The following is a 12,041-nucleotide window of genomic DNA, read 5'->3' on the forward strand; positions in this document are numbered from 1 at the left end:
CTTCTCGGTGAAGCTGGCGACGATATCTTCATCTTCGCTACTGGCGATGGCGATGACACTGTTATGGATTTTGTAGCTGGTGCAGGCAGTGATGACGTGATTGAGCTTTCGGGTATTGCTGGTTTTAGTTCATTTGCCGAAGTGCTGGCTGTTGCCTCAGACCAGGGTTCGGATACCTTGATCACGCTGGATGCTGATAACAGTATCTTGCTGAAAGATGTGTCAGTCTCTGATCTTCATCAGGACGATTTCCGTTTCGCGTAAGGCATTTGGGGATTGATCTTCGATGAATAACAACATGAACCGACGGTCTGCGACCGTCGGCTTATTCTCTGGTTTGGGCAAGGTCTGGCTTGGCATTGGATTGATCAGCATGCTGATCAATATTCTGATGTTGACCGGCCCTGTCTTCATGCTTCAGGTTTATGACCGGGTTCTGGCCAGCGGCTCTGTCCCCACGCTTGTTGTTCTGGGTGGGTTGGCGCTCGGTCTTTATGCCTTTTATGGTCTGCTGGATGGCCTGCGCAGTCGCATTCTGGTGCGTGTCGGGCAATATGTTGATGCGCACTATTCCGGTTTGGCCTATCAGGTCTCAACCATGGCACCGGTGCTGATTGGTAACAAAGCCCAGCAGCTACGCCCGGTGCAGGATCTGGATGCCGTTCGGCAGTTTCTGTCCGGGCAGGGGCCTGCTGCAATCTTCGACAGCCCCTGGATGCCTTTCTATCTGATTATCGTCTACGTTTTTCATCCAATACTGGGCTTGGTCGGCTTGGTCGGCGCAATCATCATCTGTCTTTTGATCGGGTTGAATGAATGGCTGACACGCAAACCGACACAGGAAGCCAATAGAGAAACCGGTCTGCGCGGCCAGTTGGTGGAAACAGGCCGACAGAATGCGGAAGCCATTCATGCCATGGGGATGATTGGAGCCTTGCGAGGGCGTTGGGAGGGATTGAACCAGACTTATCTGCAAAGCCAAAGAGTATCGTCAGATCGCGGACTTCTCTTTTCAACGCTTACCAAAACATTCCGCTTCATCCTGCAATCCAGCATTCTCGGCTTTGGTGCCTGGTTGGCCATCCAACAGGAAATCACGCCTGGTATCATGATCGCTGCTTCCATCATGATTTCCCGTGCCTTGTCGCCAATTGAGGTGGCTGTCGGGCAATGGAGAGCTTTTGTCGGAGCTCGCCAAGCATATGCACGTTTGAAGTCTATCTTCGGTCAGATGTCAGAGGAACAGGAAGATGGTATGGAGCTACCTCTTCCTCAAAAAGCTTTGACGGTGGATGCTCTGAGCTCCGGTCCGGTTGGTCTCAAGAAGCCTGTTCTTCAGGGCGTAAGCTTCTCGCTGAATGCAGGGCAAGGGTTGGGCATCATTGGGCCGTCAGGGTCTGGCAAATCCACCCTGGCTCGTAGTCTTGTAGGGTTGCTTCCAGCTCTTTCTGGCTCTGTAAGATTGGATGGAGCGGAGTTGACACAATGGGCTCAGGATCGGAGGGGTGAGTTCATTGGCTATCTCCCGCAAGATGTTCAGATTTTTGACGGCACCATATCCGAGAATATCTCTAGATTTGCGCCTGATGCATCATCCGACAGCATTTTGGAAGCTGCACGTCTTGCCGATCTGCATGAGATGATTACCGCATTACCCGATGGCTATGAAACCAGAATTGGCTCTTCTGGCTTTGCGCTTTCAGGTGGTCAGCGTCAGAGAGTTGCCTTGGCAAGGGCCATCTATGGCAATCCCTTCCTTATTGTGCTCGATGAACCCAACTCCAATCTGGATAGTCAAGGCGAAGCAGCACTGGCAGGCGCTATTAGTGCGATGAAGGAAAGGGGCTCCGTCATAGTGATCATAGCTCATCGTCCCAGCGCACTGGCGAGCGTCGATCATGTTCTTTGTTTGAAAGAAGGCAAGATGCAAGCTTGTGGTCCCAAGGATGAAGTCTTGCCCAAGGTTCTCTCTCCTGTCCCAAATCAGGGAGCAGCCTGATGTCACCAATTGATACGTCTTCTCCTCAAAATGAGTTACAGCAAAGCTTGTCCCGTCATATGAAATGGGCGCTCCTTATCGTTTGCTTGTTGATCGGTGGTGTTGGCCTGTGGCTGGGCTTGTTGCAAATCTCCAGCGCTGTGGTAGCAACGGGTTCGATTGTTGTTGAAGGCAATATAAAACGTGTCCAACATCAGGAAGGCGGGATCGTCAAAGAGATCCACGCCAAGGATGGTGATGGCGTTCAATCAGGGGATCTGCTGATCCGTTTGGACGACACTGTGCCAAGAGCTAATCTCTTTATCGCTGACAAGCAGTTGGTGGATCTGCGTCTTCAACTTGCTCGATTGATTGCCGAGCAACAGGACAAGGAAGATATCACCTTCCCAAAGTTGAGCTCATCTGCCTTCTCACATGATGAGGTCGCCGAGTTGCGAATTGGCCAACAAAAACTGTTTGAAGCGCGTCGTAAATCTTACCATGGCCGTAAGCAGCAGCTTAAAAAGCAGATAGGCCAGCTTTCTCAGCAAGTAGATGGGTTGATTGCTCAGCAGCGGGCAAAACAGGAAGAAATTGACCTGCTGAAAAGCGAACTGGAAGCTAATGGCAAGCTCTGGGAGCGCAAGCTTGTCACACTAACCAAGTTCAATTCGCTAAAGCGAGAAAAAGCAAAAAAGAAGGGTGAGCACGGAGAGGTGACGGCCAATATTGCTCAGGCACGCAACGCGATCAGTGAGAAAGAGCTGCAAATCCTTCAGATCGAAGAAGATACCCAGACAGAAATTCTGCAACAGATACAGGATATCAAAGCCAAGGTTGCACAATTGGAAGAGCAGGAAATCGCTGCTCTGGATCAGCTCAAGCGTATTGATATCCTGGCTCCTCAAGCTGGGATTGTGCATCAGTCCAACGCCCACACCGTGGGAGGTGTTATACCGGCCGCAGAAGTGTTGATGCTGATCGTGCCGCAGGAAGATCGCCTGATCATCGAAGCACAAGTCGATCCGACACAGATTGATCGTCTGTCTCCCAATCAGATTGCCCGAGTGCGCTTCCCTGCCTTTGACCAGCGCACTACGCCAGAGATTCAGGCCAAGCTCGATACGATCTCAGCCGATCTCATTCAGGATCAGGCGACAGGTCTCTCATTCTACAAGGTCCGGTTGATCATCGAGGAAGCAGAATTGCAAAAACTCAATGGCAAGAAGCTCGTCCCGGGAATGCCGTCCGAGGTCTATCTTCAAACAGGATATAGAACCATCGCCTCATACCTCACCAAACCCATTACAGATCAAATCCAGCATGCAATGAAAGAGCGGTAAGAGAAGAGGTAAAAAAGGTAATTTTCTATCAACTTCTAAAGTAATTGCTCAAGGTCGAGTTTAAGCCACCTCTTTTGCGAGGCGTAAAATTCTAACTCCCGTCGGTCCAAACAAGGGGCTCACTGCAACGAATTCTCCCGAAAACTGGTAGAGAATTGGGGCGCAGGTCACTGGTACTTCACGCTGAAATCTACGGATCGATGTCTGAATGATCAAACGGCTTCAAACTGACGACCCTTGAAATCGTCCTTGGATTGCAATTCCAGCTTTTTGGCAAGCCCCGATCTATTCCAAACAGGCTCTTGTGGTTGTCCAAAGTAATTTGCGGTGATTTTCCCTAAGCGGTTTCAACAGTTTTTTGCAAACGCTGTTGAAGTCATGACGTGCTCCCCTGAAATGTCCCCGTTTTATGGTTAGTCTGTTTCCCAATAAGGAGATAGACGATGAAGAGAAGCCGTTTCAGCGAAGAACAGATTATCGGCATATTGAAAGAGCATCAGGCGGGCATGAGTGCAGCGGAGCTGAGCCGCAAGCATGGTGTCAGTGACGGAACCTTTTACAAATGGCGTTCGAAGTATAGCGGCATGGAAGTGTCTGAGGCCAAGCGGCTGAAAGTTCTTGAAGAAGAGAACAAGAAACTCAAGAAGCTATTGGCTGAACAGATGCTGGATGTGTCTACTCTGAAAGAGATGCTCGGAAAAAACTTCTGAAGCCCGGTTCCCGACGACGCGCGGTGGACTGGGCGATGGCACAGAAGGACTATTCTCAACGCAAGGCGTGCGAGCTGGTGGGTATTGCTCCACGGGTTTATCGCTATTAATCCAGACGTGATGCTGATGCAGGTCTTCGTAAGAGGCTTGTTGAGTTGTCATCGGAGCGTCGGCGCTTTGGCTACCGGCGGCTGCATATTCTTCTCAAGCGAGAGGGCTGGCGTGTGAACTGGAAGAAGCTGTATCGGCTCTATAAAGAGGAAAAGCTGACAGTGCGCAAGCGTGGCGGCCGGAAACGGGCTCTGGGTACCAGGGCACCAATGGCCATTCCGCAAGATGCCAATCAGAGATGGAGCCTCGATTTTGTCTCTGATAGCCTTGTCGAAGGTCGACGGTTCCGCATTCTCTGTGTCATTGATGACTTCAGTAGGGAATGCCTGGCAACCGTGGTTGATACGTCCCTCTCCGGTGCTCGGGTAGCCCGAGAGCTAGACATCATAGCGGAACGGCGTGGCTATCCCTGTATGATCGTCAGCGACAATGGAACCGAGCTAACCAGTAACGCCATCCTCAAATGGCAGGAGGATCGAAAGGTTGAGTGGCACTACATCGCTCCCGGCAAACCAATGCAAAACGGCTTTGTCGAGAGCTTCAATGGTCGCCTCAGAGATGAGTGCCTCAATGAGCATCTCTTCTCGAGCCTACCTGCTGCCAGAGAACTGATTGAAGAATGGAGAATTGACTACAACACCAAAAGACCCCATACCGCCCACAACGGGCTAACCCCAATCGAATTTGTTACCCAATCCAGACAAGATCAAAACTGGAACAGAACTAACTTATAAACGGGCACATTCAGGGGAGCACGTCATCGGCGACAAGGAATATTCGAGCAAGGCAAATTGACAATATGCACGACAATGCGGAGCTGTTCCTGTCATTCCGCGCAAGTCCAATGAGAGACACCAGCCCAAGCATTTTGCCAGAAAACTCTATAAAGCAAGAGCCTGTATCGAACAGGCTTTCGGCAAACTACAGCGCTTTAAACGGGTCGCACGCAGGTGCGAGAAGACACAACAGAATTACCGATCGGTCATCTCACTTGCCGCTGTATTCATATTGATCAAATCTCTCCACACTGCCTAACGAGAATAGTGCTTGTGTTGAATACTTGAATGCGTTACTGGGATTTTGTGCCGTGGGTTGTAGAATAGCCTGCTGCGCAGTAATCAGCTTGCGCTGCTTTTCCTATTGGTAGCCAATAAGAATTGCGTGTACTGGCTACCTCAGTTATGTTCGTACTACAGGCTTGAAAGCGGACAACACGGTGTCTGATGCATGATTGAATTCCAAAGACACATCAAAATCCCATAGGCAGATAAAGTGAAAAAAATACTGGTTACCGGCGCAGACGGTTTCATTGGCTCTCACCTGACGGAACATCTAGTGCTGCAAGGCTATGATGTGCGGGCTTTTGTTTTGTATAATTCCTTCAGTAGCTGGGGCTGGCTTGACCAGTGCGCGCCGGATACCAAAGATAATTTTGATGTCTTTGCCGGGGATATTCGAGATCCCAACGGTGTGCGCAAAGCCACGGAAGGCTGTGATATAGTACTGCATTTGGCGTCCTTGATTGCCATTCCCTATTCCTACCATTCGCCGGATACGTATGTGGACACTAACGTCAGGGGCACACTGAACGTGGTACAGGCGGCTAAAGATCTTGGTGTGGAAAAAGTGGTACACACCTCGACCAGTGAGGTCTATGGTACTGCTTGCTATGTGCCGATTGACGAGGCACACCCGCTACAAGGCCAGTCGCCCTACTCGGCCACCAAGATCGGTGCCGATCAGATCGCCATTTCGTTCTACAACGCGTTTGATACGCCGGTCAGCATCATACGACCATTCAACACTTATGGCCCGCGTCAATCGGCCCGTGCGGTGATCCCGACCATCATCACCCAAATTGCCAACGGCGCGTGCAAGTTGAAGCTGGGCGCTTTGCATCCAACCCGTGACTTTAACTTTGTCAAAGATACGGTGCGTGGTTTCGAAGCCATCATGAAGGCGGAAAAATCTATTGGCGAAGTGATCAACATCGGCAGCAATTTCGAAGTGTCCATTGGCGATACAGTGCAGTTGATCGCTGATGCTATGGGGACCGAGGTTGAAATCGAAACGGACGAAGTGCGTCTGCGTCCGGAAAAAAGTGAGGTAGATCGCTTGTGGGCCTGTAATGCTAAAGCCAAGGAATTGACAGGTTGGGAGCCGGAATATGGAGGTGACGAAGGCATGAAGCGTGGTCTGGCGGAAACCGCCGAATGGTTCACCAATCCTGAGAATCTCAGTATGTACAAAGCTGATCGATACAATATCTAAGATGTTGAATTCTATGTCACACTCTGTGGATACAGCGGCCGTTGTTGCGGCCATTACCGAGACTCTTGGTCGTCCACAAGCCTTCATTCCCCTGCATGAACCGCAGTTTGTCGGTAACGAGTGGAACTATGTGAAGGACTGTTTGGATACGGGCTGGGTGTCGTCGGTCGGTAAATATGTGGATCGGTTTGAAGCTGATGTTGCGGAGTTTTGCGGGGTCAAACATGCGGTGGCGGTGGTTAATGGTACTGCAGCTTTACATGTTTCCTTGTTGCTGTGTGATGTCCAGCCGGGTGACGAGGTTCTCGCGCCAGCTCTGACCTTTATCGCCACAGCCAACGCCATTCAGTACTGTCACGCTGTGCCGCATCTGGTGGATGTGGAAGAAACCACACTGGGTTTATCTCCGTCGGCGCTGGATGCCTATTTGGCAGAGATTGTTGAGGTTAAGGATGGGTCCTGTTGGAATCGGCAAACCGGACGCCGGATTGCAGCAGTGATTCCCATGCATACCTTTGGCTGTCCGGTGGACATGGATGCTATGTTGGCGGTGGCGGAAAAATATTGTTTCGCAGTGGTGGAAGACGCTGCGGAATCTCTGGGCTCTTATTACAAGGGAACACATACAGGGAATTTCGGTCGGGTCGCGGCTATGAGTTTTAACGGCAACAAAATCATGACCACAGGTGGTGGCGGTATGGTGTTGACCAACGATTCCGCCTTGGCCAAACGGGCCAAACATATGACCACCACGGCCAAAGTACCGCACCGTTGGGAGTTTGCCCATGACATGGTGGGCTTTAATTATCGTATGCCCAATATCAATGCAGCATTGGGCTGTGCGCAGTTGGAGCGTGTGTCCCAATCGGTGACAGAAAAGCGTGCTTTGTTTGCGGTGTATCAGGTCGCTTTTGCCAAGATTGACGGTGTATCCTTGTTTGCTGAACCGGAAAATTGCAAGAGCAATTACTGGCTCAATGCCTTGCTGTTGGATGCACCGGATCTGACGGTGCGGGATGCCATTTTGGCGGCGACCAATGATGCGGGGCTGATGACTCGCCCGGCGTGGAGTTTGATGCACCACATGGCACCGTATCAGGATTGCCCGCGTATGGACTTGTCTGTTTCAGAAAACTTGCTGCAACGTCTGATCAATATTCCCAGCAGTCCGCAGTTGCTAGACGGGAGTCATGCATGATGGTTGAGCAAAAGTGTCCAACCATTGTTCTTTTGGGTGCTGGTGGCCACGCCCGTGTTTGCATTGATGTGATCGAGCAGCATGGTGGTTACGAGATCCTTGGTCTAGTGGATTTGCCGTCCGAGGTGGGAAAAACCCTACTTGGTTATCCCATTTTAGGTAGTGATGACGATTTGCCGGCTATTTTGGCCAAGGTTGATTTCGGTGTTGTCACGATCGGACAAATCAAAAACGCTGAGCCGCGTCAACGTTTGTACGCACAATTGTGCGCCTATGGTACGGCGGCACCGGCCATTGTTTCACCAAAGGCTTTTGTTTCTCCACATGCCTCTATTGGCATGGGAACAATGGTTGTGCATGGAGCTGTCGTCAATGCGGGGGCGACTGTCGGGGAAAACTGTATCGTGAATACTCTGTCCTTGGTTGAACATGATGTATCTGTCGGCAACAATTGCCATGTTTCCACCGGTTGCCGGATCAACAGCGGGGTTTTAGTTGGGGACGGCACATTTGTCGGCAGCGGCAGTGTGGTACGTCAAGGGCTGAGCATTGGCAAAAACTGTGTCATCGGTATGGCCACAGCTGTGCTCAAGGATTGTCCAGATGGAACAGTCTCGCCACATAAGGCGAAAAAGGAAAACTTGTGATGCACACGCTGATCATTGCCGAAGCCGGGGTCAACCATAATGGTGATATGAATATGGCTCGCCAGTTGATCGAAGCTGCGGCGGATGCCGGGGCCGATATGGTTAAATTTCAGACCTTTAAGGCGGATCGTTTGGTTACGCCAGATGCGCAAAAGGCCGACTATCAAAAAGTCACGACAGCGGGGGAAGGCACTCAGTATCAGATGCTGAGAAAGCTGGAGCTGAGCGACACTATGCATGCGGATCTGATAGCACACTGTCAAAAAGTTGGGATCGAATTTTGTTCCACCGGCTTTGATATTCAAAGCCTGCACGATCTGGTGGCCATGGGTGTGAATGTCATGAAAATTCCATCCGGTGAGATTACCAATTTGCCGTATTTGCGGGCCGTGGCTGGCTTTGGTCTGCCGGTGATTTTGTCTACCGGGATGGCAACCTTAGGTGATGTGGAACTCGCCCTAGATGTGCTGGAACAGGCCGGAACTGCGCGGGAACAAATCACCGTGCTGCACTGCACTACCGAATATCCAGCCCCTATGCAAGATGTGAATTTGCATGCCATGCAGTCGATGGGATTGGCATTGGGTGTGGACGTGGGTTATTCAGATCATACCGTGGGAATCGAAGTGCCGACGGCCGCGATTGCTTTAGGCGCGACGGTAATTGAAAAGCACTTTACGCTGGATAAAACATTGCCGGGGCCTGATCATCAGGCCAGCTTGGCGCCGGATGAATTGAAAGCCATGGTGAGCGCCATTCGGAATATCGAGCATGCACTGGGCGATGGTATTAAACGCCCGACGGAGATAGAACGCAAGAATATGCAGGTTGCACGAAAATCTGTAGTGGCGGCGCGGGATATTGCAGCCGGAGAAGTGTTTACTGAGGAAAACCTGACGGTTAAACGACCGGGTACTGGTATCTCGCCCATGTTCTGGGATGAGGTTATCGGCCAAATGGCCAAACGTGATTTTGCCCAAAATGAATTGGTAGAGCTATGAGTCGGAAAATCTGCGTCATAACAGGAACCCGTGCCGAATACGGTTTACTGCGTTGGGTAATGGATGGCATCCACCAAGATCCGGATTTGACTTTGCAAATCATTGCCACGGGCATGCACCTGTCTCCGGAATTTGGTCTGTCGTATCAGGAAATTGAACAGGATGGCTATACCATTGACCGCAAGGTTGAGATGCTGGTGAGCTCCGATACCTCGGTTGGTATTGCCAAGGCAATGGGGCTTGGCATGATTGGAATGGCTGACGCTCTGAATGATTTGCAACCGGATATCATTGTTGTTCTGGGTGATCGCTTCGAGATTTTTTCTGCAATTTCTGCGGCCATGGTTGCACGCATTCCTGTTGCACATTTGCACGGTGGCGAGGCAACGGAGGGTTTGATCGATGAAGCTATTCGACATTCCATTACCAAAATGTCGCATTTGCATTTTGTTGCAGCCGAAGAGTACAAAAACCGGGTGATCCAGCTTGGGGAACAACCGAATCGGGTGCATTTGGTTGGTGGCATGGGGATTGATGGTATCAAGCGCTTGGCGCTGATGGACCGCGCTGCACTTGAAGAATCCATGGATTTCAGATTTGGTCCGAAAAACCTGATCGTAACGTTCCATCCTGTGACGCTGGAAACGGCAACAGCCGCAGAGCAGATGCAGGCCATGTTTGATGCTCTGGATACGCTAGAAGATATACACGTGATTTTTACAATGCCGAATGCAGATACGGATGGTCGTATTGTGATGCAAATGGTTGATGACTATGTGTCTTGCCGCCCGCACACCAAATCATTCACGTCATTGGGGCAGCTTCGGTATTTGTCGTGTTTGGCTCAGGTGGACGGTATGGTTGGCAATTCCTCCAGCGGTTTGATTGAAATGCCGAGCTTCTGCAAGGGTACGGTGAATATTGGCGATAGGCAAAAAGGCCGGATTATGGCCGATAGCGTTATCGGGTGTATGCCAGAAAGCAAAAGCATTCAGTCCGCACTACAACGTCTCTACAGCACAGATTTTCAGAATATGTTGAATGATGTGCAAAATCCCTATGGGGACGGCGGAGCTAGCGAACGGGTCGTTGCAGTCTTAAAATCGGCCAATCTGGATGGTTTGCTGAAAAAACAGTTCTTTGATGTTCCGACTTCAATTTTGCCATCAGGGGATAGTTCATGCGCATAGTTTTGATTGGAGCAGTTGAATTTTCCAAACGTGCTTTGGATACGGTGCTGGCTTTGGAGACTTGTGACGCCACTGTGAGCGGTGTTTGTACACTGGCAGCATCGACATTCAATGCGGACCATGTGGATTTAAAGCCAACTTGTGATGTTCATGGTGTTCCGTGTCTGTATGTGGACGACATCAATTCTGAAGAGTCTTTGGCTTGGATCCGGGACAAGAAACCGGATGTGATATTCTGTTTTGGCTGGCCCCGTTTGCTAAAGGATGACTTGCTACGATTGGCACCCATGGGGGTCGTTGGTTATCATCCGACGGCACTGCCGGCAAACCGAGGACGTCACCCGCTGATCTGGGCCTTGGTTTTGGGGCTCAAAGAAACAGCATCTACTTTTTTCTTTATGGATGCTGGAGCAGACAGTGGAGATATTTTATCCCAGCAGCCGATTGTCATTACTGAAACTGATGCTGCCAGATCTTTGTATGACAAAGCCATGGATACAGCGATGCAGCAAATTGTGGGTTTTGTACCGCAATTGGTCTGCGGAAACTATCAACGTTTGCCGCAAGATCATACAAAAGCAAACACATGGCGCAAGCGCGGGGTCGCAGATAGTAAAATTGATTGGCGCATGTCTGCTCAGTCTGTTTATAACTTGGTCCGAGGCCTTAGCCATCCGTACGTAGGTGCAGAATTTATATTGAATGACCAACCTATTAAAGTTTGGAAAGCGCGAATTGTACAAGATGTTCCAGACAATATAGAGCCGGGTCAGGTTGTTGCCATGCAGACTGATGGGCCTGTAGTGAAATGTGGAATTGGCGCAATTTGTCTGCTGGATATCAATCCACAGGTATCCTTGGCGGAGGGAACCTATCTATGATCCTGACTACTGATTTGAAAAAAACTATCATTGTTGCTCCGCATCCGGATGATGAGGTTTTGGGTGCTGGTGGGACTTTGTTGCGGCGCAAGCGTGACCAAGGTGCACAAATTGCGTGGCTGATTATCACGGGAATTTCTGAGACTGCAGGATGGCCCGCCGAACGAGTTGCCGAGCGGAATGCGGAAATTGAACAGGTTGCCCAGTTTTTTGATTTTGATGCTGTGTATCGCCTTGATTTGCCGCCAGCCCAGTTGGAAACTCTGCCGATGTCAGAAATTGTCGGTGGTGTTTCCAAAGCTTTTCAGGAATTTCAGCCAGAAGAAGTCTTGGTCCCACATCCCGCAGATGTGCATACGGATCATCGTATTGTTTTTGATGCTGTAGCCAGCTGTTCCAAGTGGTTCCGCTATCCGTCAGTCAAGCAGGTGATGGCTTATGAAACACTGTCAGAGACAGACTTTGGTTTGATTGGGCTTGAGCCATTTCGCCCAAACGTCTTTGTTGATATTAGCCAATATTTGGACGAAAAGATGAAGGCAATGGAGATATACACTTCAGAAGTTGGTGACTTTCCATTCCCACGCAGCTATGAAGCTATGCGGGCATTGGCAATGATGCGTGGTGCCGCTTCTGGATATTTGGCAGCAGAGGCTTTCCAGCTTTTGCGGTCACGTGATTAATGTCGGAAGATAATGTTGTAAAGAATGC

At 50.2% G+C, this 12,041-nt stretch carries 9 protein-coding genes and 2 pseudogenes; all 11 read left to right on the plus strand.

Annotation, left to right across the window (positions count from 1 at the left end; all coding sequences use genetic code 11):
* Positions 1-264: pseudogene (locus CRO57_RS24805) on the plus strand (calcium-binding protein); the annotation flags it as partial.
* Positions 265-298: 34 nt separating this feature from the next.
* The gene (locus tag CRO57_RS16000; RefSeq protein WP_210200901.1) at positions 299-1,999 is read left to right on the plus strand and encodes a type I secretion system permease/ATPase; all 1,701 of its coding nucleotides are present in this window, start codon (positions 299-301) and stop codon (positions 1,997-1,999) included.
* Positions 1,999-3,321, plus strand: coding sequence for an HlyD family type I secretion periplasmic adaptor subunit (locus CRO57_RS16005; protein ID WP_097154506.1), 1,323 nt, complete (start codon positions 1,999-2,001; stop codon positions 3,319-3,321). Before CRO57_RS16000 ends, CRO57_RS16005 begins: the two co-directional genes overlap by 1 nt.
* 443 nt (positions 3,322-3,764) lie before the next feature.
* A pseudogene (locus tag CRO57_RS16010) lies at positions 3,765-4,876 on the plus strand (IS3 family transposase).
* 538 nt (positions 4,877-5,414) lie between these two features.
* Entirely contained in the window at positions 5,415-6,413 is a 999-nt protein-coding gene (locus CRO57_RS16020; RefSeq protein ID WP_097154507.1) for an NAD-dependent 4,6-dehydratase LegB, read from the plus strand.
* 13 nt (positions 6,414-6,426) lie between these two features.
* Positions 6,427-7,611, plus strand: coding sequence for a LegC family aminotransferase (locus CRO57_RS16025; RefSeq protein WP_097154817.1), 1,185 nt, complete (start codon positions 6,427-6,429; stop codon positions 7,609-7,611).
* The gene (locus CRO57_RS16030; RefSeq protein WP_210200902.1) at positions 7,608-8,258 is read left to right on the plus strand and encodes an acetyltransferase; all 651 of its coding nucleotides are present in this window, start codon (positions 7,608-7,610) and stop codon (positions 8,256-8,258) included. The genes CRO57_RS16025 and CRO57_RS16030 overlap by 4 nt, the downstream gene beginning before the upstream one ends.
* On the plus strand, positions 8,258-9,259 hold the full coding sequence (neuB, locus tag CRO57_RS16035; protein WP_097154508.1) for an N-acetylneuraminate synthase: 1,002 nt from the start codon (positions 8,258-8,260) through the stop codon (positions 9,257-9,259). Before CRO57_RS16030 ends, neuB begins: the two co-directional genes overlap by 1 nt.
* The gene (gene neuC / locus CRO57_RS16040; RefSeq protein WP_097154509.1) at positions 9,256-10,449 is read left to right on the plus strand and encodes a UDP-N-acetylglucosamine 2-epimerase; all 1,194 of its coding nucleotides are present in this window, start codon (positions 9,256-9,258) and stop codon (positions 10,447-10,449) included. Before neuB ends, neuC begins: the two co-directional genes overlap by 4 nt.
* Entirely contained in the window at positions 10,440-11,330 is an 891-nt protein-coding gene (locus tag CRO57_RS16045; RefSeq protein ID WP_097154510.1) for a formyltransferase family protein, read from the plus strand. Before neuC ends, CRO57_RS16045 begins: the two co-directional genes overlap by 10 nt.
* A complete protein-coding gene (locus CRO57_RS16050) occupies positions 11,327-12,013 on the plus strand; it encodes a PIG-L deacetylase family protein (RefSeq protein ID WP_210200903.1) in 687 nt (228 codons plus the stop codon). The genes CRO57_RS16045 and CRO57_RS16050 overlap by 4 nt, the downstream gene beginning before the upstream one ends.
* Positions 12,014-12,041 lie beyond the last annotated feature (28 nt).

Source organism: Cohaesibacter gelatinilyticus (assembly GCF_900215605.1).
Taxonomy (GTDB): domain Bacteria; phylum Pseudomonadota; class Alphaproteobacteria; order Rhizobiales; family Cohaesibacteraceae; genus Cohaesibacter; species Cohaesibacter gelatinilyticus.

Coding starts and splice junctions, on each gene's coding strand:
- CRO57_RS16050 (WP_210200903.1), top strand. CDS start 11,327: ATGATCCTGACTACTGATTTGAAAAAAACTATCATTGTTGCTCCGCAT.
- CRO57_RS16045 (WP_097154510.1), top strand. CDS start 10,440: ATGCGCATAGTTTTGATTGGAGCAGTTGAATTTTCCAAACGTGCTTTG.
- neuB (WP_097154508.1), top strand. CDS start 8,258: ATGCACACGCTGATCATTGCCGAAGCCGGGGTCAACCATAATGGTGAT.
- CRO57_RS16000 (WP_210200901.1), top strand. CDS start 299: ATGAACCGACGGTCTGCGACCGTCGGCTTATTCTCTGGTTTGGGCAAG.
- CRO57_RS16005 (WP_097154506.1), top strand. CDS start 1,999: ATGTCACCAATTGATACGTCTTCTCCTCAAAATGAGTTACAGCAAAGC.
- CRO57_RS16025 (WP_097154817.1), top strand. CDS start 6,427: ATGTCACACTCTGTGGATACAGCGGCCGTTGTTGCGGCCATTACCGAG.
- neuC (WP_097154509.1), top strand. CDS start 9,256: ATGAGTCGGAAAATCTGCGTCATAACAGGAACCCGTGCCGAATACGGT.
- CRO57_RS16030 (WP_210200902.1), top strand. CDS start 7,608: ATGATGGTTGAGCAAAAGTGTCCAACCATTGTTCTTTTGGGTGCTGGT.